Raw genomic sequence first — 22,523 nt, 5'->3', positions numbered from 1 at the left:
AAAGCGAATCAGCGGAACACGACCGTCTTGCTGCCGTTCAGCACGATACGGTGCTCGACGTGCCACTTCACCGCGCGCGCCAGCGTCACGCATTCCACATCACGACCAATCGCCGTCAATTGATCCGGCGTCATGCTGTGATCGACGCGCTCCACTTCCTGCTCGATGATCGGGCCTTCGTCGAGATCCGTCGTCACGTAGTGGGCGGTCGCGCCGATCAGCTTCACGCCGCGGTCGAACGCCTGGTAGTAAGGCTTCGCGCCCTTGAAGCTCGGCAAGAACGAGTGGTGGATGTTGATCGCGCGCCCGGCCAGCCGTTCGCATAGTTCCGGCGACAGAATCTGCATATAGCGCGCGAGCACGACCAGATCCGCCTTGCACTCGTCGATCACTTCGAGCACGCGCGCTTCCTGTTGCGCCTTCGCGTCCTTCGACGTCAACGGAAAGTGATGGAACGGAATGTCATAGCTCGCGGCGAGCTGATAGAACTCCTTGTGATTCGAGATGATCGCCGGAATCTCGATGTTCAGTTGCCCCGTGCGATAGCGGAACAGCAGATCGTTCAGACAGTGGCCGATCTTCGACACCATCAGTACGACGCGCGGCTTCACGTTCGCATCGTGCAGTTCCCAGCGCATGCCGAACTGTTCGGCGAGCGTCGTGAATGCCGTACGCAGCGCGTCGAGACCAGGATCGCCGCCCACCTGCTGGAAGTGGACGCGCATGAAAAATTCACCCGTGTGGCTGTCGCCGAATTGCGCGGAGTCGAGGATGTTGCTGCCGCGCTCGAACAGAAAACCCGATACGGCGTGAACGATGCCGGGCCGATCGGCGCACGACAGTTTGAGAATAAAGCTGTGTTCGGTCGACATGACCTCGGTGACTCCCTTCTTCAGTGCGTGTTTCGTGGTGTGTCTTGCTGCGTCTCGTGGTCAGGCGAGAACGGGCGGTGCGAATAGCGCTTCGATGCCTTCGCATGCATCTTGGTCGATCCAGCGGCGGCGCAACAGGCAATCGAGCGTCGCGAGACTTGCATCGACCGTCATCGCGCCTTCTTCGATCGCCTGCGCGACATCTTCGATGCGCGCCAGCCGATGTTCGCCGACTTCGCCGTCTTGATTGCGCGGCGCAAAGTCTTCAGGCAACGCAAGGTCGTAGATGAAAATCTGCTCGGCCTGCGTGCCTTCGGGCAACGATTGCAGCACGTGCGTGGTGCGTCCGGCGACAGCGCGCGTAGCGATCTCTTCCGGAATGCCCGCTTCCTCCCAGCACTCCTTGACGATCGTTTCGGCGAGGCTGAAGCCCCAGCCGATGCCGCCCGCGACGACGTTGTCGAGCATGCCGGGATCGGTTGCCTTGGTGTCGCTGCGGCGCGCGATCCACAGCTGCGGCGCGCGATCCTTATATTCTACGACGCCGTTCAGATGCACCGCGTACGTCATCGTGCCGAAAAAGCGCGACGCCGCACGCTCGATATACGCGAGCGGCGGCGCGTCGAATGCGTTGCGGATCGCATAGGTTTCATCGCGCCAGCCGGGAATGCAACCCTCCGCGGCAAGCGCGCCGATCACCGAACCGAGCGCTGCGCTGCGCAGATCGACGGTGCTGAATTGCGGCGAAAGCGCGACCTGCTGCGCGTCGATGTCGAACACATCGGGCCAGCGCTGGAGCAGCGGCACATCGCTCGCACGAACCCAGCCGACGCGCTCGCCGTCGATCACGAACGGAAGATGCAAGGCGGGATCGAAACGGCGCGCGGCGACGATGCAAGGCAAAGACATGAAAACTCCAGACAGCGTGATGAATGAAGCGCGATAAATCAGTCGCGCAACGCAACGCGAATGCCGATCGCGATAAACGTCGCGCCCGCGAGCCGGTCGAGCCACACGCCCGCGCGCGGCCGGCGCTTGAGCCATCCGCCGATCATGCCCGCGCACACGCCGAACAGCGAAAACACGACGACCGTTTGCAACATGAACAGCACGCCCAGTTCGAGCATCTGCAACGTGACGCTCTGCGCGCCATGCGGATCGACGAATTGCGGCAGGAACACGACGAAGAACAACGTGACCTTCGGGTTCAGCATGTTGCCGATCACACTCTGCCGAAAGATCGACGCGAGCGGTTGTGGCGGACGCTCGTGCGCCGTCGCGAGACCTTTACTGCGCAAGGCCTTGATGCCAATCCAGATCAGATACGCCGCGCCCGCGAGCTTGAGGACCTCGAACGCAACGGGCGACGAACGCAGCACGGCCGCGATGCCGAGCGCGGCGAGCGTCGTGTGAAACGAAATGCCGGCCGCGAAACCGAGCGCCGCGACGAAACCCGCCGCGCGTCCTTGCGAGATGCCGCGCGCGAGAACCTGCAGATTGTCGGGACCGGGCGCGAACGTGATCGCTATCGACGTCGCGAGGAAAAGCAGGAAGTTGGGCATCGCGCTTAAGCTCCGTTCAAAGAATGTTCAAAGGCAATCAGTGGCCACCGAACGTCGTGACGGTGAAAAGCGGCAGGCCCGCTTCACGCAGCAGCTTCGAGCCGCCGAGATCGGGCAGATCGACAATCGCCGCGCCTTCGATCACCGTTGCGCCGAGCCGCTCCAGCAGCTTCTTGCCCGCCATCATCGTGCCGCCCGTCGCGATCAGATCGTCGACGATCACGACACGGTCGCCCGGCTTGCACGCGTCCTCGTGAATCTCGACAGTCGCCGTGCCATATTCGAGTTCGTACGATTCGGACACCGTCTTGTACGGCAGCTTGCCGATCTTGCGGATCGGGATGAAACCGAGGTTCAGCTCGTACGCGAGAATCGGCCCGATGATGAAGCCGCGCGCATCGAGCCCCGCGACATAGTCGAGCTTCTGGTCGATATAACGCTGCACGAACAGATCGATCAGCACGCGCAGCGTCTTCGGATTTTGCAGAAGCGGCGTGATGTCGCGGAACTGCACGCCGGGCTGCGGCCAGTCGGGCACCGTGCGGATCTGGCTGTTGATGTAGTCGGCCGGATCGAAAGGCTGATTCGCAGGCGCGTTGGACATGATGACTCCAGACGGGTCAGTGAAGACCCAGATATTTCCAGTGAATTGCATGAATGCAGCGCGCGTTCGTCTAGCGTGTGGAACCGCGCGCAGCGTGATCTACCGTGAAGAATGACAGCAAGCGTCAGGCCGCTGCCGCGCCCGCACGCCGATGTTTCGACAGACGCTCTTCCGCTTCAGCCAGCGCTTCGGGCAAGCCGCGCAGCACGACGATGTCGCTGGCGCGCAGCTTGGTCGACGGATCGGGTTCGACGCCGCGAATGCCGTGCCGGCGAATCGCCGTGACTTCGACGCCGAGATCGAAAAGGCCGAGCTCTTCAAGCGTGCGCCCGACGGCATCCGCCTTTTCGTCGACGGGCACCGATTGTAGCCGCACCTGCTCGTGACCGTCGTCGTCCTCGACGTCGTCAGCGCCGTGGAAGTAGCCGCGCAACAGACTATAACGCTCGTCGCGCAGTTCCTCGACGCGCCGCACGACGCGCCGCATCGGCACGCCCATCACGACCAGCGTGTGTGACGCCAGCATCAGGCTGCCTTCGACGATCTCCGGAATCACTTCCGTCGCGCCCGCGGCGAGCAGCTTTTCGAGGTCGCTATCGTCGACAGTGCGCACGATCACAGGCAGCGTCGGTTCGAGTTCGTGGATGTTGTGCAGCACGCGCAGCGCGGACGGCGTGTTCGCGTATGTGATCGCAACCGTCGCCGCGCGATGGATGCCCGCTGCAAGCAGCGACTCGCGCCGCCCGGCATCGCCGAACACGACTGATTCCCCAGCCGCTGCTGCCGCGGCGACGCGGTCGGGATCGAGGTCGAGCGCGACGTACGAGAGCCCTTCGTGTTCCAGCATGCGCGCAAGGTTTTGCCCGGCGCGGCCGTAACCGCAAATGATCACGTGACCACTTTGCTTCAGGCTTTGCGTCGCGATCCGCGTCATTTGCAGCGATTGCATCATCCATTCCGTCGATGACACACGCAGCACGAGACGGTCGGCGTTCTGGATCATGAAAGGCGCGGCGAGCATCGACAGCAGCATCGCGGCGAGAATCGCCTGCAACAGCGTCGCGTCGACCAGGTGTTTATCGAGAATCAGGTTGAGCAGCACGAAGCCGAATTCGCCCGCTTGCGCGAGTCCGATGCCCGTGCGCATCGCCACGCCCGGCGTCGCGCCGAAGAGACGCGCGAGGCCCGTGATCATCACCGCTTTCAGCAGGACCGGCCCGATCAGGAACGCGAGCACGATCAACGGATGCCGCCAGATCACCATCGGGTTCAACAGCATGCCCGTCGTCACGAAGAACAGACCGAGCAGCACGTCGCGAAACGGCTTGATGTCCTCTTCCACCTGATGCCGATACGGCGTCTCGGCGATCAGCATGCCCGCGATGAACGCGCCGAGCGCGAGCGACAGGCCGAATTTATCGGTGATGAACGCGGCGCCGAGCGTCACCAGCAGCAGGTTCAAAATGAACAGTTCCTGCGAGCGCCGGCGCGCGACCACGTTGAACCAGCGCGTCATGAACTTCTGGCCGACGATCAGCAGCAGCGCCAGTGCGATCACGATCTTGATCGACGCGATGCCGAGCGCCGCCATCAGGTCTTCCGACTTGCCGCCGAGTGCTGCAATGATGATCAGCAGCGGCACCACGGCCAGATCCTGGAATAGCAGCACGCCGAAGATATTGCGGCCGTGCTCGGTTTCGATTTCGAGCCGCTCCGCGAGCATCTTGCTGACGATGGCCGTCGACGACATCGCGAGCGCGCCGCCCAGCGCGACGCTCGCCTGCCATGAGATATGCACCCAGCGCTCCAGCACGAAGCCGAGCGAGACCGCGACGGCAATCGTGCCAAGTACCTGCAACAGCCCCAAGCCGAACACGAGCCGGCGCATCGAGCGCAGCTTCGCCAGCGAGAACTCCAGCCCGATCGAGAACATCAGGAACACGACGCCGAATTCGGCGAGGTTCTGCGCGCCGACCGAATCCGGCACGATGCCGAACGCGTGCGGCCCCACCACGATCCCGACGGACAGATAGCCGAGCATCGGCGGCAGGTTCAGATAGCGGAACACGACGACGCCCACCACTGAAGCCAGCAGCAGGAACAGCGTCATTTCGAGCGGGGAAATCATCGGCAAAAGCGCATGGAAAAGAGCATCCAGGTTCGTCGGCGGAGCCACGCGCAAACGCCCGCGCAGCAAGGTTCAGGGGCCCGTGAAGGCAATGTCCGGAAAGGTCGTTCCCGGCGCGGCGAACAAGCGCCTTTGCTATACTCCCCGGATGATAGCGAAAATCAATGGCGACCGGGCACTTGCGCTCGCTCGCGACGTGCTGGACATCGAAGCGGACGCTGTGCGCTCCCTTCGCGATCATCTCGACGACGCGTTCCTCGAAGCAATCGACTTCATTCTCGGCTGCCGTGGGCGCGTGGTCGTCTCCGGCATCGGCAAATCCGGTCATATCGCGCGCAAGCTCGCAGCGACGCTCGCGAGCACGGGCACGCCCGCGTTTTTCGTGCATCCCGCGGAAGCCAGCCACGGCGACCTCGGCATGGTGACAGCCGACGACGTCTTTATCGGCATGTCGAACTCCGGTGAATCGGAAGAACTGGTTGCGATCCTGCCGCTCGTCAAGCGCCTCGGCGCGAAGATGATCGCGATGACGGGCCGCCCCGGTTCGAGCCTCGCCAGGATCGCCGACGTGCATCTATATTGCGGCGTCGAAAAGGAAGCGTGCCCGATGAATCTCGCGCCGACGGCCAGCACCACGGCCGCGCTTGCGCTCGGCGATGCGCTCGCGGTCGCCGTGCTCGAAGCGCGCGGCTTCGGCGCCGACGATTTCGCGCGCTCGCATCCCGGCGGCGCACTCGGCCGGCGACTGCTCACCTATGTGCGCGACGTGATGCGCACGGGCGACCAGGTGCCGAAGGTGCTGTCGGACGCGACCGTGCGCGACGCGTTGTTCCAGCTTACGGCCAAACGCATGGGTATGACGGCTATCGTCGACGAAAACGAGCGGGTCAAGGGCATCTTCACCGATGGCGACCTGCGCCGCGTGCTCGAACGCGACGGCGATTTCCGCGCACTGTCGATCAATTCCGTGATGACGCACGGCCCGCGCACGATCGGTCCCGACCGGCTCGCTGTCGAAGCCGTGGAACTGATGGAGCGCCACCGGATCAATCAGATGCTCGTCGTCGATGAAGCAGGCAAGCTGATCGGCGCGCTCAACATGCACGATCTGTTTTCGAAGAAGGTGATCTGATGGCTCCCGCCCTGACCGCAGCCGAACGCGCAAGCCGCGTGAAGCTGATGATATTCGACGTCGATGGCGTACTCACCGACGGCAGCCTGCTGTTTACGGCCGAAGGCGACACGATGAAGGCGTTCAACTCGATGGACGGTCACGGCGCCAAGCTGCTGCGCGAGGCGGGCATCGACACGGCGATCATCACGGGGCGCAAGTCGGGCATCGTCGAGAAGCGCGCGGAAAATCTGCGCATCACGCATGTGTATCAAGGCGTCGAGCACAAGCTCGCGGCATTTGAGCAACTGCTGAAGGAAACGGGCCGCACGCCGGAAGAATGCGGCTACATGGGCGACGACTGGGTCGATCTCGCCGTGATGCTGAAGGTCGGCTTCGCGGCCGCGCCCGCGAACTCGCATCCCGAAGTGATCGCCCGTGCGCACTGGGTCAGCGAAGCGCGCGGCGGCCACGGCGCGGTGCGCGAAGTGTGCGACGCGCTGTTGCGCGCGCAAGGCCGCTATGACGCGCTACTGGCAGCCGCATGCAGCGGCGAGGTGCAGCGAGGCCTCGTCGGATGAACCAGTTTCGCTGGACCTCGCTGATCCCGCTCGTCGCGATGGCGGCGCTCGCCGGCATCACGTACTGGCTGCTGCAGGCTACGCTGCCGCGCCAGGACGAAGGCGTGGTCAAGCCGAAACAGCACACGCCCGACTATTTCGCGGACAACTTTTCGATTTCCGAACTCGATCAGTCAGGCGCAACGCAATACCGGCTCACCGCGTCGAAGCTCATCCACTATGAAGACGACGAAGTGAGCAACCTGACGATGCCCGCGATCCGCGCATTCCAGCCGGCCAAACCCGTCGTCACGGCGACGGGCGACCGCGGCACGGTGAACGGCGACGCGTCGATCGTCGATCTGTACGACAACGCGCGCATCGTGCGTGACGCGGGTTTCGGCGACCCGAGAATGCAGGCCGATTCCTCGCATTTCCGCGTGCTAGTGAACGACGATGTCATCGAGACGGAAAAGCCGGTTAAACTTCAGCGCGGCCAGTCGATCATGACGGCCAGCGGTATGAACTACAACAATGTCACCCGGGTCATCCAGCTATTCGGCAACGTGCGTGGCGCCATCGCCCCCGTCGACTCCGGCAGTTCCCAGAAGCAACCCGGGTAAATCCAATTCCAGCGTGACTGCATGAACGAATCGTTCCCCCGTTTTGAGTCCGGCCGTATGCGCGCGCTTCGCACGAGCCGCGCCGGGCTTGCGGCACTGTTGATCGCCTTGCCGCTTGCCGGTTTTGCGCCGCTCGCGCACGCCGAACGCGCCGACAAGGACAAACCGCTCAATATCGAAGCGGACAACATGACGTATGACGACCTCAAACAGGTCAACATCTTCACCGGCCACGTGGTCGCGACCAAAGGCACGATCGTGATCAAGGCGGACCGCGTCGAAGTGACGCAGGACCCGCAGGGCTATCAATATGCAACGGGCACGTCGACGGGCAAGAACCTCGCGTACTTCCGCCAGAAGCGCGACGGCGTCGATGAATACATCGACGGCGATGCCGAACGCATCGACTACGACGGCAAGCAGGACCTCACCACGCTGACAACGCGTGCAACCGTGCGCCGCCTGCAAGGCCTGAACACGATCATGGACGAAGTGCATGGCAGCGTCATCACGTACGACGGCCAGAACGACTTCTACACGGCGAAGGCCGGCAAGGACGTCGCCGGTCCGGGCAATCCGAACGGCCGTGTGCGCGCGATGCTGTCGCCGCGCAATGGCGGCGCCCAGCCGATCAGCGGCCCGTCGGCAACATTGCAACCGACCAACCAATTCCAGGGACAAGGAACGACGAAGCCGTGAGCGCCCCCGCCCTTCCCCATCGAAAGCCGGCAGGCACAAGCAGTTCGCTCGTCGTCCGCAATCTGAAGAAGCGCTATGGTTCGCGCACGGTCGTCAAGGACGTCTCACTCGACGTGAAGAGCGGCGAAGTGGTCGGCCTGCTCGGCCCGAACGGCGCTGGCAAGACGACGTCGTTCTATATGATCGTCGGCCTCGTGCCGCTCGACGCCGGCGAAATCGATCTCGACGGCAAGTCGATCAGCCTTCTGCCCATTCACAAGCGCGCGTCGCTCGGCCTGTCGTATCTGCCGCAGGAAGCGTCCGTGTTCCGCAAGCTCTCCGTCGAGGAAAACATCCGCGCCGTGCTGGAGCTGCAGTTCGGCGAGGACGGCAAGCGTCTGTCGAAAGACGCAATCGCGTCGCGCACGGAAGCGCTGCTCGACGAACTGCAGATCGCGCACTTGCGGGAGAACCCTGCGCTGTCGCTGTCGGGCGGCGAGCGCCGCCGCGTCGAGATCGCGCGCGCCCTCGCCACCAATCCGAGCTTCATTCTGCTCGACGAACCGTTCGCGGGCGTCGACCCGATCGCGGTGCTGGAAATCCAGAAGATCGTGAAGTTCCTGAAGCAGCGCAACATCGGCGTGCTCATCACCGATCACAACGTCCGCGAGACACTCGGTATCTGCGATCACGCATATATCATTAGCGACGGCAGCGTGCTCGCGGCCGGCGCGCCCGGCGACATCATCGAAAACGAAAGCGTGCGCCGCGTCTATCTGGGCGAACACTTCCGCATGTAATACGCGCACGCGGCTCGTGGACGCCGCGTGCAGCGCCCTCACGGCCTGATCCCAGGCCGTCTCAAAACACAGGTTCAGTAATTTTGACGGGCTACGCTGGCGTGTTGTCGCCTGCGTTATCGCTCGCGTTATCGGCCGTCCGCGCCAAAATCTGGCGCACACGCGTTTTTGCGGGTGTCGCAAGGTATCGCGGTCGTGGCAAACTCTCTACAATGAATCTCACATTGCCATGAAAGCCAGCCTCCAACTCCGCCTGTCGCAGCATCTTGCGCTGACACCACAACTGCAACAGTCCATCCGGCTGCTGCAGCTGTCTACGCTTGAACTGCAGCAGGAAGTGTCGATGGCGATCGCCCAGAATCCGCTGCTCGAGACGGAGGACGACTGGATCGCGAGTCCGTTGCGCGTCGCGGCCGACGGCACGGTCATCTCGCAGACGTCGCAGAACACTTCGCCGGAAGAGATGTCGAGTTCGCCGCCGTCCTCGTCGTCGTCAACGTCCTCTGGCGAAAGCCAGGAGGGCGGCGAGCCTCAAGGTGTGGACGAATACAACGGCATGGGTTCGGACGCGAACTCGGATGCGAACCAGTGGAATCTCGACGACTACGGCCGTTCGGGCAACGCATCGGACGACGACGATCTGCCGCCGCTGCAAATCCACGAATCGACCACGACGCTGCGCGATCACCTGACTGCTCAACTTCGCGTAACGGGAGCAAGCGCACGCGACCGCGCGCTCATCACGTTCCTGATCGAATCGCTCGACGACGACGGCTATCTGACGGCCACCTTCGACGAAATCCTCACCGATCTCCCCGAAGAACTGGAAGTCGATACCGACGAACTCAACGCGGCGCTCGCCTTGCTGCACAGCTTCGACCCAGCGGGTGTGGGCGCGCGTTCGGCGTCCGAATGCCTGCGTTTGCAATTGTGCCGGCTCGAACCGTCGCCCACGCGTACGCTCGCGCTCGATATCGTCGCGCATCATCTGGAACTGCTCGCCGCGCGCGACTTCACGCGACTGCGCAAATACCTGAAGGCAAGCGACGACGACCTGCGCGAAGCGCATGCGCTGATCCGCTCGCTGGAGCCGTTCCCCGGCGCGGCCTATGGCAAGGCCGAGGCGGACTACGTGGTGCCCGACATCATGGTGCGCAAAACGGCACAGGGATGGCAGGCGGAACTGAATCCCGAAGTCGTGCCGAAACTGCGGATCAACCATCTGTACGCGAATATCCTGCGCAACAATCGCGGCGATCCGGGCAGCGGTTCGCTGCGGCAGCAACTGCAGGAAGCGCGTTGGCTGATCAAGAATATCCAGCAGCGGTTCGAGACGATCCTGCGTGTCGCACAGGCAATTGTGGAGCGTCAAAAGAACTTTTTCGCCCACGGCGAAATTGCCATGCGCCCCTTGGTTTTGCGGGAAATAGCTGATACGCTGGGTTTACACGAGTCGACGGTCTCACGTGTGACAACCGGCAAGTACATGCTCACCCCATTCGGGACGCTTGAATTTAAGTACTTCTTCGGATCGCACGTATCCACCGACACCGGGGGCGCGGCCTCTTCAACGGCCATTCGCGCACTCATCAAGCAACTGATAGGAGCGGAAGACACCAAATCTCCTCTTTCAGACAGCCGCATTGCCGAACTGCTGGCGGAACAGGGTTTCGTCGTCGCTCGCCGTACTGTTGCGAAATACCGCGAAGCACTGAAGATCCCGGCAGTCAATCTGCGCAAGTCTCTTTAGCCCGCTACCTCCTGTGGCGGGTATTTTCCGGCCGCGCCGCTGTTTGGCGGAGCAGGCTGGCCGATGCGACCTGCCAGCAGCCTGTCAAACGGGGGACGGCGTGGCAGATCGAGGGAATCGACCGGCGCTCGCGCGATTCATGCGGACCAGGCGGCCACTAGCTTGGAGAAGCACTATGAATCTGAAGATCAGTGGACACCATCTCGATGTAACGCCAGCGTTGCGAGAATACGTGATCACCAAACTTGACAGGGTGCTAAGACATTTCGATCAGGTGATCGATGGCAGTGTGGTCCTCTCGGTCGACAACCACAAGGAAAAGGAAAAGAGACAAAAGGTTGAAATCAACCTGCATCTGAAGGGCAAGGACATTTTCGTCGAAAGCTGTGATGGCGACCTCTACGCCGCGATCGACCTGATGATCGACAAGCTGGACCGGCAAGTCATTCGTCACAAGGATCGCCTGCAGGGCCATCAACACGACGCGATCAAGTATCAGCCACTGGCGGCACAACCCGAAGTGCCACCGCAATAAGCCAGTAGAGGCTTTTGCTTAGCCCCGCGAACCGCCCGATATCGGGCGGTTTTTGTTTAGGCGCATGTTCTGCGGCGCGTGGTGTTTCAAGCGCGTGGTTCGCAGTCCCGTACGATCTGCGGGGCACACCAATTTTGACTCATTGCGCGGCGCACCATCGGTAGCAACCCTGTTCTATAATAAATCGGTTACCTTCGGGGTCTTTGTCCAGCCCGAGCCCTGCACAAAGGGATCATTGCGGGTCTCAAGAGCAGGGCTCATCGCGCGTCGCTGGATTCGCCATGAGCAGCTGCGAGGCATGGAACGCTTTTCAATCGCCACTGCGAGGAGAAACCAGGCGACCTTTGCGCCTGTCAACATGAATCGTTTAGCCAAATATCTTCCCCTCGAAAACGTCGTCGTCGGTCTCGCGGTTACAAGCAAGAAGCGCGTATTCGAGCAAGCGGGCCTGATCTTCGAAAACCAGAACGGCATCGCCCGCAGCACAGTGACTGACAATCTGTTCGCGCGCGAACGCCTCGGTTCAACGGGGCTCGGCGAAGGCGTCGCGATCCCGCACGGCCGCATCAAGGGCCTCAAGCAGCCGCTTGCCGCCTTCGTGCGCCTTGCCGATCCGATCCCGTTCGAATCGCCGGACGGCCAGCCTGTTTCGCTGCTCATCTTCCTGCTCGTCCCCGAACAGGCGACGCAGCAGCACCTTGAAATCCTGTCGGAGATCGCCCAACTGTTGTCGGATCGCGAAGCGCGCGAACGGTTGCACACAGAAGAGGACCGCGAGGCGTTGCATCGCCTGCTGACTCAGTGGCAACCTTGACGTATTGGCGGCGTTTCGCGGCTGAAAACGTAGGAACCACGGCGCTGGAGCACCGCGTTTGATTGGAGGCTTGCGGCGAAGTCCGGCAAACCGGCGTCGCCGCGAGCCGAACATGTTCCGTGCACGCAGTCGCAACACTGGCAACAGCGGACCGGCAGCAGCCGGCGCGCAGCGAGCAGGCGGCAGACACTAGCACGCCAGCAGCACCCTAGCGGCACATACGAGGTCAGGGAGTCAGGGATTCATGGATACGTCCAGCATCAACGCCCAAAGCATTTTCGACGACAACGCCGCCGCGCTGAAACTCAGCTGGCTGACGGGGCATGAGGGCTGGGAGCGCGGCTTCTCGGCGGAAACGGTTGCGACTGCAACGTCCAGCGCCGATCTCGTCGGCCACCTTAACCTGATCCACCCAAACCGGATCCAGGTGCTCGGCGAAGCCGAAACCAATTACTACCAGCGTCAATCCGACGAAGACCGCTCGCGTCACATGGCCGAGCTGATCGCGCTCGAGCCGCCGTTCCTCGTGGTCGCAGGCGGCGTCGCCGCGCCGCCGGAACTGGTCCTGCGCTGCACGCGCTCGTCGACGCCGCTCTTTACCACGCCGATGTCGCCCGCTGCCGTGATCGACAGCCTGCGCCTCTACATGTCGCGCATCCTTGCGCCGCGTGCAACGCTGCACGGCGTGTTTCTCGACATTCTCGGCATGGGCGTGCTGCTCACGGGCGACTCGGGCCTCGGCAAGAGCGAGCTTGGCCTCGAACTGATCTCGCGCGGTCACGGTCTGGTCGCCGACGATGCCGTCGACTTCGTGCGCCTCGGCCCGGATTTCGTCGAAGGACGCTGCCCGCCGCTGCTGCAGAATCTGCTCGAAGTGCGCGGCCTCGGCCTGCTCGACATCAAGACGATCTTCGGTGAAACGGCCGTGCGCCGGAAAATGAAGCTGAAGCTGATCGTCCAGCTGGTACGCCGGCCGGACGGCGAATTCCAGCGCCTGCCGCTCGAAAGCCAGACCGTCGACGTGCTCGGCCTGCCCATCAGCAAGGTCACGATCCAGGTGGCGGCCGGCCGAAACCTCGCCGTGCTGGTCGAGGCCGCCGTGCGCAACACGATCCTGCAACTGCGCGGCATCGACACACTGCGCGACTTCATGGACCGCCAGCGCCTCGCCATGCAAGACCCTGACAGCCAGTTTCCCGGCAAGCTGATCTGACGCAATGCGCGCGAAGCCGCGGCGGCACAGCGGGTGACACCGGATGCTATGATGAACCCAACGGATTCCACGACTCCATGCGCATTATCCTGATCACCGGTATCTCCGGCTCCGGCAAGTCTGTCGCTTTGAACGCGCTCGAAGACGCGGGCTACTACTGCGTCGACAATTTGCCGCCGCGCTTTCTGCCCGAACTCGCCGCGTACCTCGCGGGCCACGGCCAGGACCGGCTCGCGGTGGCGATCGACGCGCGCTCGGGCGCCTCGCTCGACGACATGCCGCAAATGATCCGCGATCTCGCCGGCCAGCACGACGTACGCGTGCTGTTCCTGAACGCCAGCACGCAGGCACTGATCCAACGCTTTTCCGAAACACGCCGCCGCCATCCGCTGTCGGGCTCGCCCGCACACGATGCCGACGTCGGCGTGCTGACGTCGCTTGCCGAAGCGATCGAGCGCGAGCGCGAACTCGTCGCGGGGCTCGCCGAATTCGGCCATCAGATCGATACCAGCAACCTGCGGGCAAACGTTTTACGCGCGTGGGTCAAGCGTTTCATCGAGCAGGAGCACACGGGCCTCGCGCTGATGTTCGAATCATTCGGCTTCAAGCGCGGCGTGCCGCTCGACGCCGACTTCGTGTTCGACGTGCGCACGCTGCCGAATCCCTATTACGACCGCGAACTGCGTCCGCTGACAGGACTCGATAAGCCCGTCATCGATTTCCTCGACGCACTGCCCGTCGTTCAGCAGATGATCGGCGACATCGAATCGTTTCTGCAGAAATGGCTGCCGCATTTCCGCGACGACAATCGCAGTTATCTCACCGTTGCAATCGGTTGTACGGGCGGACAGCACCGCTCGGTATTCATCGCCGAAACGCTTGCCGCGCGTTTCGCGAGCGAAGCAAACGTGTTAGTGCGGCATCGCGATGCGCCGATCAACGTCGACGACTCATCGAAACTGGTCGCCTGAGTTATCCGATGGTGGCCCGACCGGCCGTCGCTCGCCGCGGCGGCCCTAACCGAAGCGTTGCGCCATGTCCTCTACACCGTCCGTGCTTGCCGATGTGCCGCTGTTTCCTTTGCACACCGTTCTTTTTCCCGATGGACTGCTGCCGCTGAAGATCTTCGAGGCACGCTATCTCGACATGGCGCGCGACTGTCTGCGCGACAACACATCGTTTGGCGTGTGTCTGCTGAAAAGCGGCGGGGAAGTCGCGCAGCCCGATGAACCGTCCGTGCCGGAGACCGTCGGTTGCCTCGCGGAAATCGACGTTTGCGATGTCGACGAGTTCGGCATGCTGCTGATTCGCGCGCGCGGCACCGCACGGTTCCGGTTGCTGTCGCATCGAGTCGAGCAAGGCGGCCTGCTGGTCGGGATGGCCGAGTTGGTCGGCAGCGACGTGCCGCTCGAAGGCACCCATTACATGGAAAAGTTCGGCGCGTGTGCGGAAGTGCTGGAGCGCATCATCGCGACGATCCGCGAGCGCGATGCCGAGAGCCTGCCGTTCCTCGAACCGTTCAGGCTCGACGATCCGACGTGGGTATCGAACCGTCTGTCCGAAGTGCTGCCTATCGCGCTGAAGGCGCGGCAAAAGCTGATGGAACTGCAGGACGCCGGCGCACGGATCGACATCGTGCATCACTACATGCAGCAGCATCAGCTGCTGTAGCACCGGCGTTCAGATCAGCGAGCCCTGCAGGCCTTCGAGCAGCTTGCGCACGGGCGCCGGCACGCCATACGCGTCCAGTTCGTTCAGCGAGATCCATACGGTGTCGGCATCGCGAGCGCTCGCGACTTTCGCCGCACGATCGAACTCCGCAATGCGCGGCTCGATGTCGAGCTTGAAATGCGTGAACACGTGCGTAAGCGGCGCGAGCGGCGACACGCCCGCTGTCGCGCCGAAGTCGCGCGCGAGTTGTGCGAGCGCCGCTTCATCCGCCGCTTCCGGCAGGCTCCACAAGCCGCCCCAGATGCCCGACGGCGGGCGCTTTTCGAGCATCACCGTGTCACCGTCGCGCAGCAGCAGCATCCACGTGCGGCGCGTCGGCACCGTTTTCTTCGGGCGCGCCGCCGGAAGTTCGCGCTGACGGCCCGTCACGTTCGCCACGCAATCGACAGCGAACGGACAGCGTACGCAATCCGGCTTGCCTCGCGCGCACAGCGTCGCGCCGAAATCCATCAGGCCCTGCGTATAGGCACTGATGTCGTCGTCGGTCGCATTCACAGGCAGCAGCGATTCCGCCAGCAGCCACATGCCGTTCTCGACTTTCTTCTCGCCCGGAAAACCTTCGACGCCGAACACGCGCGCAAGCACCCGCTTCACGTTGCCGTCGAGAATCGTCGCACGCGCGCCGAATGCGAACGATGCAATCGCGGCCGCCGTCGATCGTCCGATACCCGGCAACTCCGCGAGCGCTTCCACGCTCTCAGGAAACCGCCCGCCATGCTGCTCGACGACGACCTGCGCGCAGCGATGCAGATTTCGCGCGCGCGTGTAGTAGCCGAGGCCGGCCCATAACGTCATCACGTCGTCGGCGGGTGCGACGGCGAGTGCGGCGACATCCGGAAAACGGGCGAGAAAGCGCCCGTAGTACGGGATCACCGTCGACACCTGCGTCTGCTGCAGCATGATTTCGGACAGCCAGATGCGATACGGGTCGCGCGTGTTCTGCCACGGCAGGTCGTGACGGCCGTGTTCGCGCTGCCATGCGATCAGCCGCACAGAGAAATCGGACAGCGTGGGTATCGTAGGAAAAACAGTCGTGGAAGCGGGAACGGACATGAACGGATCAGCGCTGACAGGTCGGACAGTAGTAAGTGGAGCGTTGCCCCTGCACGATCTGTTTGATCGGCGTGCCGCACACGCGGCATGGCAGACCCGCGCGATCATAGACGAAATAGTCGAGCTGGAAGTAGCCGCTCTCGCCATTACTGCCGACGAAATCGCGCAACGTGCTGCCGCCCTTCTCGATCGCGGCGGCAAGCGTGATCCGCACGGCGTCTGCAAGCAGACCGTAACGTACTAGCGAGATGCGGCCGGCGGCCGTGGTCGGCCGGATACCCGCGCGAAAGAGGCTTTCAGATGCGTAAATGTTGCCCACCCCGACGACGATATCGCCCGCAAGCAACGCCTGCTTCACTGAAATCTTCCGTCCGCGCGTCTTTCGATGCAGCAGCGCGCCGGAGAACGAAGGCGCGAACGGCTCGACTCCGAGGTCCGCCAGCAGCGGATGTTCGAGAATGTCGCCTGCCGAGCGCGTATGCCATAACACGGCGCCAAAGCGGCGCGGATCGCGGAAGCGCAAAATGAAGTCGTCGAAAACCCAGTCGACGTGATCGTGCTTCGCGGCGGCCGGCGGATGCGGCACGTTGCGCAGGACCCTGAGCGTCCCCGTCATGCCGAGATGCACGATGAACCAGCCTTCGTCGATCTCGAACAGCAGATATTTGCCGCGCCGTGCCACTTTGTGAACCAGCCGGCCCTGCAGCAGACGTGCGAAACCGGGTGGAATCGGCCAGCGCAGCGCCGGCGTACGCACTTCGACGCGCTTGACACGGTGTCCGGCCACATACGGTTCGATTCCGCGTCGGGTGACCTCGACTTCTGGTAACTCTGGCATGTTTAAGGTCTGTTATCGCTAACAACGGGCTTGCGCCGGCCGACGGTATGACCGGGCGCAAAAAATGGAACGAAGTGGATACCGGACGTATCCACACGGAACATGACGCGACGGACGCGCCTTCCGGCCGCCCGCCGCGCAAAGTTTTTGCAATCGGCGGAGCGTGCCCTTTGTGGCCGCTCGCCCGTTATTGGCGCGGACGCGCACGACTGGTCTGCAACTTGCGTCCGCGGTTATGCGCTTATTGTAGCGAGCGCGTTACAATCGACTGAAACATTGAACGGATATGTATGAACCTGTCCATCGTTAAGCAGTTTTTGAAGCGCCGGACCGGTGCGAATGGCGTGCCGCACGCTGTTTCCGCACGCCGGCTGCTGGGTGTGGCCGCGCTGGCTGTCTGGGCGCTCGGCGCATTGCCCGCGCATGCGCAGGACCCATCGCCCGATACGGATGACAACACCGTCTCCGTGCAGGATGCTTTCGGCCCCGATTCCGCTGACGAAAAAGCCAATCTGCCCAGCGTCGCGTTGACGAGCCAGATCGTGTTCCAGGTGCTCGCGGCGGAAGTCGCGTTGCAACGCAACCAGCCCGCGCCGGCGTATCAAACGTATCTCTCGCTCGCGCGTGACACGCACGACCCGCGCATGGCGCAGCGCGCGACAGAAATCGCCCTCGCCGCGCAGAGCCCGTCGGATGCGCTGACGGCTGCGCAATTGTGGCAACAGTATGCGCCGCAATCGGAACGTGCCGCGCAACTGGATGCGTCGCTGCTCGTGCTGTCAGGCAAACCCGACGACGCGAAGCCGATGCTTGCGAAAGAACTCGCGAAGATTCCGCCTGAAAACCGCGGTAACGGCATTCTCGCGCTGCAACTGCTGATTTCGCGTGGGCCGAATCGCATCGGCGGCCTGCACGTGCTGCAGGATCTGGTCGCGAACGACCTGAACCGCCCCGAAGCGCAATTCGCAATCGCGCGTCAGCAACTCATTGCCGACGACGCGCCCGGTGCGCGCAAATCACTCGAACAGGCGCTCAAGCTGAAGCCCGACTATCTGCCCGCTGCGTTGATGCTGTCGCAGATGGGACCGGAAGAGCGCATGGAAGGCATCGCGTCGATCGAGAAATACGTGCAGGCGAATCCGAAGTCGCATGAGGCCCGGCTCGCGCTCGCGCAAATGTATCTGGCCAGCGACCGCCTCGACGACGCGCAGAAACAGTTCGAGTACATGCAGAAGGACAACCCGAACGATCTGACGCCGCTGATGGCGCTCGCGCTCATCAAGATCCAGCAGAAGAACTTGCCGGAAGCGCAGAACTATCTGCAGCAGTATGCGCAAAAGGCCGAGAAGACGCCGGGCGCCGATCCGGGTCAGGCGTATATCTATCTCGCGCAGTTGTCGCTTGAACAGAAGGACACGGCAGGTGCGAACCGCTGGCTGGACAAGATTCCCGCCACGAGCACACAGTACATTCCCGCGCAGATCACGCGCGCGCAATTGCTGCAAAGAGATGGTAAATCCGATGACGCGCGCAAGCTGCTCGCCGCCATTCGCACGCAGGACCCGCATGAGCAGGCGTTGATCGCGCGCACCGACGCGGCGATCCTGTTCGACGCGAAGCGCTACCCGGAGGCCGAGGCGCGTCTTGCCCAGGCCACCACCGATTTCCCCGACGACCCCGATCTCACGTACGACTACGCGATGGCTGCCGAAAAGAACGGCCATTTCGACGTGATGGAAACTCAGTTGCGCAAGCTGATGCGTACGCAACCAGACAACGCGCAGGCGTACAACGCGCTTGGCTATTCGCTCGCAGACCGCAACCAGCGTCTGCAGGAAGCGGACAAGCTGGTCGAGAAGGCGCTGGCGTTGTCGCCGAACGATGCGTTCATCATGGACAGCGTCGGTTGGGTCAAGTACCGGCTCGGCGATACCAACGATGCAATCAAGGTGCTGCGCAAGGCCTACGACCTGCAGCCGAACGCCGAAATCGGCGCGCATCTCGGCGAAGTGCTGTGGAAGAGCGGCGACCAGGATCAGGCACGCGCGGCATGGCGCGATGCCCGCAAGCTCGAACCCGACAACGATACGCTCGTCAAAACGCTCAAACGTTTTCAGGTGAACGATCTCTGATGCACTTTTCTTTTCCTGTGTTTTCCTCTCCAGCGCCGCGCCGCGCGGCGCTGGGTCTCGCAGCCGCAGCCATCGTCGCCTTGTCGGGCTGCGCCTCCGTCAAGCCGCAAGGTCCGTCCACGTCGAATGCAGCGACGGCTGTCACCGCTCAGACCACCCGCGCGTATCACGGACGCTTCGCCGTTCAGTACGTCGACCAGAACGGCCAGCAGCGCAATGCGTACGGCAATTTCGACTGGCAGGAACACGGCGACACCGTGACGCTGCAACTGCGCAACCCGCTTGGACAGACAATGGCGATCGTCACGTCGTCGCCGTCGGCCGCCACGCTCGAACTGCCGAACCGTCAGCCGCTGACGGCCGATAACGTCTCCACGCTGATGCAGAACGCGCTCGGTTTCGCGCTGCCGGTCGAAGGGCTGCGCTACTGGCTGCAGCCGTCGGTTGCGCCGACATCGAATGCGAAGACCGAGAAAGATCCGCAGCAGGACACGCGTCTGAAGGAGATTCAACAGGACGGCTGGACGATCGACTACATCGCCTATGCCGATGCGCCTGCAACCGGCGTGAAGCGCGTGAATCTCGCGCGCACCGAACCACCGCTCGACATCAAGCTCGTGCTCGACCAGTAATCCGCACGCGCGCCTCGCAAAGACTCATGATCGAAACGAACGACTCGCTGCGCGACTGTCTCGCCCCAGCGAAGCTGAACCTCTTCCTGCATATCACCGGGCGCCTGCCGAACGGATATCACGCACTGCAGACGGTATTCCAGTTGCTCGACTGGGGCGACACGCTGCACTTCACGCGTCGCGACGACGGCGCGATCACGCGCGGCATCGACATCGCCGACGTACCCGCCGAGACCGACCTCACCGTTCGCGCGGCGAAGCTGCTGAAGGAACACACGGGCACGCGCCTGGGCGTGAACATAGAGATCGATAAAGTACTGCCGATGGGCGCAGGGCTTGGCGGCGGCAGTTCCGACGCAGCGACGACGCTACTCGCGCTGAACCGTCTGTGGAAGCTCGATCTGCCGCGCGCGGAGTTGCAGGCGCTCGCATTGAAACTTGGCGCCGATGTGCCTTTTTTTGTTTTTGGAAAAAATGCATTCGCAGAGGGTGTCGGAGAAGCACTCGAGCATGTACAATTGCCGCCGCGCCACTTTCTGGTGGTGACACCGAGAGTTCATGTTCCAACGTCAGCAATTTTTTCAGAAAAAGCGTTGACAAGAGATACAAAGGCTCTCATAATTACGGACTTTCTTGCACAGCAAAGCTGCAACGCAGAATGGCCTGATAGCTTCGGCCGGAATGACATGCAGCAAGTTGTCGTAGGAAAATACGCGGAAGTTGCGCAGGTGCTTAGATGGTTTGATAACATCGCGCCGGCGCGGATGACAGGATCAGGCGCAAGCGTTTTTGCAGCGTTCCGTAGTAAAGATGAAGCAGTCGCGGCGCAAGCCAAACTGCCAGTCGAATGGAACAGCGCAGTAACGGCAAGTCTGGATACGCATCCACTCTTTGCTTTCGCGGCATAAGTTTCGCGGCACTGAACGGCCTACACGTTCAGTGAAGCTCAAAGTTAGTGTAGGGGAGTCGCCAAGTTGGTTAAGGCACCGGATTTTGATTCCGGCATTCGAGGGTTCGAGTCCTTCCTCCCCTGCCAAAAATTCTCGCAGTTCCTCGCCTCCCACAGCCTGAAGCAGGTGCATGATGAGCAGCCATGACGGCCTGATGGTTTTTACTGGCAACGCAAATCCAGCGCTTGCACAGGAAGTCGTCAAGATCCTCGGTATTCCCCTCGGCAAAGCAATGGTCTCCCGTTTTTCGGACGGTGAGATCCAGGTCGAGATTCAGGAAAACGTGCGTGGCAAGGACGTCTTCGTCCTTCAGTCCACCTGCGCGCCGACCAACGACAATCTGATGGAATTGATGATCATGGTCGATGCGCTCAAGCGCGCATCCGCTGGCCGGATCACCGCAGCCATCCCCTACTTCGGCTATGCCCGTCAAGATCGACGCCCGCGTTCGGCGCGCGTTGCCATCTCGGCGAAGGTCGTGGCGAACATGCTGGAAATCGCTGGCGTCGAGCGGATCATCACGATGGATCTGCACGCTGACCAGATTCAAGGTTTCTTCGACATTCCCGTCGACAACATCTACGCCACGCCCGTTCTGCTCGGCGATCTGCGCAAGCAGAATCACGAGAACCTGCTGGTCGTGTCGCCGGACGTCGGCGGCGTGGTTCGCGCCCGTGCGCTGGCCAAGCAGTTGAACTGCGATCTCGCGATCATCGACAAGCGTCGTCCGAAGGCGAACGTCGCCGAAGTGATGAACATCATCGGTGAAGTCGACGGCCGCACCTGCGTGATCATGGACGACATGGTCGACACGGCAGGCACGCTCTGCAAGGCTGCGCAAGTACTGAAAGAACGCGGCGCGACGAAGGTGTTCGCGTACGCGACTCACCCGGTTCTGTCCGGTGGCGCGGGTCCGCGCATCGCTGCATCGGCGCTCGACGAACTCGTCGTGACCGACACGATCCCGCTCAGCGAAGAAGCCCGCTCGTGCGCCAAGATCCGCTCGCTGACGAGCGCCGGTCTGCTGGCCGAGACATTCTCGCGTATCCGTCGCGGCGACTCGGTGATGTCGCTGTTCGCGGAAGGCTAAAGTATTCGCGAAAGCGCCGCATGATGAATGCGGCGCTTTTGCATTCGGCGTGAACGAACGAAGGTTCATGCCGGTTTGTCTGGGGTCTTCAGCCCGTCAAGGGTAGCAAGGCCCGTTTTACTGCCTGGTCGCGGGCAGATAATGGAGATTCAAATGAAAGTAGTCGCTTTCGAGCGTAATTTGCAAGGTACGGGTGCGAGCCGCCGCCTGCGTAACTCGGGCAAGGCCCCGGGCATCGTGTACGGCGCTGGCGAACCGCAACTGATCGAACTCGATCACAACGCGCTGTGGCACGCACTGAAGAAAGAAGCATTCCACTCGTCGATCCTCGAGCTGGAAGTGGCAGGCAAGTCGCAACAGGTTCTGCTGCGCGACGTGCAATACCACCCGTTCCGTCAGATCATCCTGCACGTGGACTTCCAGCGCGTCGACGCAAAGAAGAAGCTGCACACGAAGGTGCCGCTGCACTTCATGAATCAGGAAAGCAACCCGGCTGTGAAGCTGGGCGGCGCGATCATCTCGCACGTCATCAACGAAATCGAAATCGAATGCCTGCCGGCCGCTCTGCCGGAGTTCATCGAAGTCGATCTGGTGAAGATCGAAGCGGGTCAATCGCTGCACGCAACGGACATCGTTCTGCCGGCTGGCGTCGCACTGGTTGCGCACCTCGTCGCAGAAAACCCGGTGATCGTTTCGGCGCCGATTCCTGCTGGTGCCCAGTCGGAAGAAGCGTCGGCTGAAGGCGAAAAGCCGGCTGCCGAATAAGACCGCTATCCTCTCGATCCGTTTCAATGGAACGGTCGACGTAACCCGCCGCGGTTCGCCCCGGCGGGTTTTTTTTCGGTTT

At 62.3% G+C, this 22,523-nt stretch carries 23 protein-coding genes and 1 tRNA gene; 17 read left to right on the top strand and 7 right to left on the bottom strand.

Features of this window, described 5'->3' with window-relative positions; genetic code table 11:
• Positions 1-8: 8 nt before the first annotated feature.
• From purU to H1204_RS01725, 5 genes are all read right to left on the bottom strand, one after another.
• Positions 9-872 (bottom strand): formyltetrahydrofolate deformylase, encoded by an 864-nt coding sequence (gene purU, locus H1204_RS01745; protein WP_180729554.1) that lies wholly within the window; start codon positions 870-872, stop codon positions 9-11.
• Between the two features lie 60 nt (positions 873-932).
• Entirely contained in the window at positions 933-1,781 is an 849-nt protein-coding gene (locus H1204_RS01740; protein ID WP_180729553.1) for a DUF4743 domain-containing protein, read from the bottom strand.
• Positions 1,782-1,819: 38 nt separating this feature from the next.
• Positions 1,820-2,434 carry a LysE family translocator gene (locus H1204_RS01735; RefSeq protein ID WP_007579710.1) on the bottom strand — a complete coding sequence of 205 codons (615 nt, stop codon included), beginning with the start codon at positions 2,432-2,434 and terminating at the stop codon, positions 1,820-1,822.
• 37 nt (positions 2,435-2,471) lie between these two features.
• Positions 2,472-3,038 (bottom strand): adenine phosphoribosyltransferase, encoded by a 567-nt coding sequence (locus H1204_RS01730; protein WP_035986710.1) that lies wholly within the window; start codon positions 3,036-3,038, stop codon positions 2,472-2,474.
• Between the two features lie 124 nt (positions 3,039-3,162).
• Entirely contained in the window at positions 3,163-5,166 is a 2,004-nt protein-coding gene (locus H1204_RS01725) for a monovalent cation:proton antiporter family protein (protein ID WP_180730837.1), read from the bottom strand.
• Positions 5,167-5,314: 148 nt separating this feature from the next.
• Here H1204_RS01725 and kdsD point away from each other — a divergent pair, with 148 nt between their 5' ends.
• From kdsD to H1204_RS01670, 11 genes are all read left to right on the top strand, one after another.
• A complete protein-coding gene (gene kdsD / locus H1204_RS01720; RefSeq protein WP_180730836.1) occupies positions 5,315-6,298 on the top strand; it encodes an arabinose 5-phosphate isomerase KdsD in 984 nt (327 codons plus the stop codon).
• Positions 6,298-6,858 (top strand): HAD family hydrolase, encoded by a 561-nt coding sequence (locus H1204_RS01715; protein WP_007579706.1) that lies wholly within the window; start codon positions 6,298-6,300, stop codon positions 6,856-6,858. The genes kdsD and H1204_RS01715 overlap by 1 nt, the downstream gene beginning before the upstream one ends.
• A complete protein-coding gene (gene lptC / locus H1204_RS01710; RefSeq protein ID WP_180729552.1) occupies positions 6,855-7,460 on the top strand; it encodes an LPS export ABC transporter periplasmic protein LptC in 606 nt (201 codons plus the stop codon). Before H1204_RS01715 ends, lptC begins: the two co-directional genes overlap by 4 nt.
• Before the next feature lie 21 nt (positions 7,461-7,481).
• A complete protein-coding gene (gene lptA / locus H1204_RS01705; RefSeq protein ID WP_180729551.1) occupies positions 7,482-8,159 on the top strand; it encodes a lipopolysaccharide transport periplasmic protein LptA in 678 nt (225 codons plus the stop codon).
• Positions 8,156-8,938, top strand: coding sequence for an LPS export ABC transporter ATP-binding protein (gene lptB, locus H1204_RS01700; protein WP_007579703.1), 783 nt, complete (start codon positions 8,156-8,158; stop codon positions 8,936-8,938). Before lptA ends, lptB begins: the two co-directional genes overlap by 4 nt.
• Positions 8,939-9,167: 229 nt before the next feature.
• Positions 9,168-10,688, top strand: coding sequence for an RNA polymerase factor sigma-54 (locus tag H1204_RS01695; protein WP_180729550.1), 1,521 nt, complete (start codon positions 9,168-9,170; stop codon positions 10,686-10,688).
• Positions 10,689-10,863: 175 nt separating this feature from the next.
• Positions 10,864-11,223, top strand: coding sequence for a ribosome-associated translation inhibitor RaiA (raiA, locus tag H1204_RS01690; RefSeq protein ID WP_007579701.1), 360 nt, complete (start codon positions 10,864-10,866; stop codon positions 11,221-11,223).
• 298 nt (positions 11,224-11,521) lie between these two features.
• The gene (locus H1204_RS01685) at positions 11,522-12,037 is read left to right on the top strand and encodes a PTS sugar transporter subunit IIA (protein ID WP_079484248.1); all 516 of its coding nucleotides are present in this window, start codon (positions 11,522-11,524) and stop codon (positions 12,035-12,037) included.
• 244 nt (positions 12,038-12,281) lie between these two features.
• Complete coding sequence (hprK, locus tag H1204_RS01680) at positions 12,282-13,250, top strand: HPr(Ser) kinase/phosphatase (RefSeq protein ID WP_007579699.1); 969 nt, start codon at positions 12,282-12,284, stop codon at positions 13,248-13,250.
• Positions 13,251-13,327: 77 nt separating this feature from the next.
• Positions 13,328-14,221 (top strand): RNase adapter RapZ, encoded by an 894-nt coding sequence (gene rapZ / locus H1204_RS01675; protein ID WP_180729549.1) that lies wholly within the window; start codon positions 13,328-13,330, stop codon positions 14,219-14,221.
• A 64-nt stretch (positions 14,222-14,285) separates the two neighbouring features.
• Positions 14,286-14,921, top strand: coding sequence for an LON peptidase substrate-binding domain-containing protein (locus tag H1204_RS01670; RefSeq protein ID WP_180729548.1), 636 nt, complete (start codon positions 14,286-14,288; stop codon positions 14,919-14,921).
• Positions 14,922-14,930: 9 nt separating this feature from the next.
• On the opposite strand, the gene mutY is transcribed toward H1204_RS01670, so the two are convergent.
• Both mutY and mutM read right to left on the bottom strand, forming a co-directional pair.
• Complete coding sequence (gene mutY / locus H1204_RS01665) at positions 14,931-16,034, bottom strand: A/G-specific adenine glycosylase (protein ID WP_180729547.1); 1,104 nt, start codon at positions 16,032-16,034, stop codon at positions 14,931-14,933.
• Positions 16,035-16,041: 7 nt separating this feature from the next.
• Positions 16,042-16,872 carry a bifunctional DNA-formamidopyrimidine glycosylase/DNA-(apurinic or apyrimidinic site) lyase gene (mutM, locus tag H1204_RS01660; RefSeq protein ID WP_180729546.1) on the bottom strand — a complete coding sequence of 277 codons (831 nt, stop codon included), beginning with the start codon at positions 16,870-16,872 and terminating at the stop codon, positions 16,042-16,044.
• Between the two features lie 290 nt (positions 16,873-17,162).
• On the opposite strand from mutM, the gene H1204_RS01655 reads away from it, so the two are divergent.
• The 6 genes from H1204_RS01655 to H1204_RS01630 all read left to right on the top strand — a co-directional run bounded on the left by H1204_RS01655 (position 17,163) and on the right by H1204_RS01630 (position 22,441).
• Entirely contained in the window at positions 17,163-19,004 is a 1,842-nt protein-coding gene (locus tag H1204_RS01655) for a tetratricopeptide repeat protein (protein WP_180729545.1), read from the top strand.
• Positions 19,004-19,636 (top strand): lipoprotein insertase outer membrane protein LolB, encoded by a 633-nt coding sequence (gene lolB / locus H1204_RS01650; RefSeq protein ID WP_180729544.1) that lies wholly within the window; start codon positions 19,004-19,006, stop codon positions 19,634-19,636. The genes H1204_RS01655 and lolB overlap by 1 nt, the downstream gene beginning before the upstream one ends.
• A gap of 26 nt (positions 19,637-19,662) precedes the next feature.
• A complete protein-coding gene (ispE, locus tag H1204_RS01645) occupies positions 19,663-20,544 on the top strand; it encodes a 4-(cytidine 5'-diphospho)-2-C-methyl-D-erythritol kinase (protein ID WP_180729543.1) in 882 nt (293 codons plus the stop codon).
• A gap of 51 nt (positions 20,545-20,595) precedes the next feature.
• A tRNA-Gln gene (locus tag H1204_RS01640) sits at positions 20,596-20,672 on the top strand.
• A 47-nt stretch (positions 20,673-20,719) separates the two neighbouring features.
• A complete protein-coding gene (locus tag H1204_RS01635; RefSeq protein ID WP_035987628.1) occupies positions 20,720-21,676 on the top strand; it encodes a ribose-phosphate pyrophosphokinase in 957 nt (318 codons plus the stop codon).
• Between the two features lie 153 nt (positions 21,677-21,829).
• Positions 21,830-22,441 (top strand): 50S ribosomal protein L25/general stress protein Ctc, encoded by a 612-nt coding sequence (locus H1204_RS01630; RefSeq protein ID WP_180729542.1) that lies wholly within the window; start codon positions 21,830-21,832, stop codon positions 22,439-22,441.
• Positions 22,442-22,523: the final 82 nt, after the last annotated feature.

This window comes from Paraburkholderia sp. PGU19, assembly GCF_013426915.1.
Taxonomy (GTDB): domain Bacteria; phylum Pseudomonadota; class Gammaproteobacteria; order Burkholderiales; family Burkholderiaceae; genus Paraburkholderia.
This window is presented reverse-complemented; position numbering and strand designations above follow the sequence as displayed.

Excerpts from the sequence above, each read along its gene's own strand:
- ispE (WP_180729543.1), top strand. The coding sequence starts at position 19,663 with ATGATCGAAACGAACGACTCGCTGCGCGACTGTCTCGCCCCAGCGAAG.
- lptC (WP_180729552.1), top strand. The coding sequence starts at position 6,855 with ATGAACCAGTTTCGCTGGACCTCGCTGATCCCGCTCGTCGCGATGGCG.
- mutY (WP_180729547.1), bottom strand. The coding sequence starts at position 16,034 with ATGTCCGTTCCCGCTTCCACGACTGTTTTTCCTACGATACCCACGCTG.
- lptA (WP_180729551.1), top strand. The coding sequence starts at position 7,482 with ATGAACGAATCGTTCCCCCGTTTTGAGTCCGGCCGTATGCGCGCGCTT.
- H1204_RS01685 (WP_079484248.1), top strand. The coding sequence starts at position 11,522 with ATGGAACGCTTTTCAATCGCCACTGCGAGGAGAAACCAGGCGACCTTT.
- H1204_RS01630 (WP_180729542.1), top strand. The coding sequence starts at position 21,830 with ATGAAAGTAGTCGCTTTCGAGCGTAATTTGCAAGGTACGGGTGCGAGC.
- rapZ (WP_180729549.1), top strand. The coding sequence starts at position 13,328 with ATGCGCATTATCCTGATCACCGGTATCTCCGGCTCCGGCAAGTCTGTC.
- kdsD (WP_180730836.1), top strand. The coding sequence starts at position 5,315 with ATGATAGCGAAAATCAATGGCGACCGGGCACTTGCGCTCGCTCGCGAC.
- purU (WP_180729554.1), bottom strand. The coding sequence starts at position 872 with ATGTCGACCGAACACAGCTTTATTCTCAAACTGTCGTGCGCCGATCGG.
- raiA (WP_007579701.1), top strand. The coding sequence starts at position 10,864 with ATGAATCTGAAGATCAGTGGACACCATCTCGATGTAACGCCAGCGTTG.
- H1204_RS01695 (WP_180729550.1), top strand. The coding sequence starts at position 9,168 with ATGAAAGCCAGCCTCCAACTCCGCCTGTCGCAGCATCTTGCGCTGACA.
- H1204_RS01735 (WP_007579710.1), bottom strand. The coding sequence starts at position 2,434 with ATGCCCAACTTCCTGCTTTTCCTCGCGACGTCGATAGCGATCACGTTC.
- H1204_RS01740 (WP_180729553.1), bottom strand. The coding sequence starts at position 1,781 with ATGTCTTTGCCTTGCATCGTCGCCGCGCGCCGTTTCGATCCCGCCTTG.
- H1204_RS01635 (WP_035987628.1), top strand. The coding sequence starts at position 20,720 with ATGAGCAGCCATGACGGCCTGATGGTTTTTACTGGCAACGCAAATCCA.
- H1204_RS01730 (WP_035986710.1), bottom strand. The coding sequence starts at position 3,038 with ATGTCCAACGCGCCTGCGAATCAGCCTTTCGATCCGGCCGACTACATC.
- mutM (WP_180729546.1), bottom strand. The coding sequence starts at position 16,872 with ATGCCAGAGTTACCAGAAGTCGAGGTCACCCGACGCGGAATCGAACCG.
- H1204_RS01715 (WP_007579706.1), top strand. The coding sequence starts at position 6,298 with ATGGCTCCCGCCCTGACCGCAGCCGAACGCGCAAGCCGCGTGAAGCTG.
- H1204_RS01655 (WP_180729545.1), top strand. The coding sequence starts at position 17,163 with ATGAACCTGTCCATCGTTAAGCAGTTTTTGAAGCGCCGGACCGGTGCG.
- H1204_RS01670 (WP_180729548.1), top strand. The coding sequence starts at position 14,286 with ATGTCCTCTACACCGTCCGTGCTTGCCGATGTGCCGCTGTTTCCTTTG.
- H1204_RS01725 (WP_180730837.1), bottom strand. The coding sequence starts at position 5,166 with ATGATTTCCCCGCTCGAAATGACGCTGTTCCTGCTGCTGGCTTCAGTG.
- hprK (WP_007579699.1), top strand. The coding sequence starts at position 12,282 with ATGGATACGTCCAGCATCAACGCCCAAAGCATTTTCGACGACAACGCC.
- lolB (WP_180729544.1), top strand. The coding sequence starts at position 19,004 with ATGCACTTTTCTTTTCCTGTGTTTTCCTCTCCAGCGCCGCGCCGCGCG.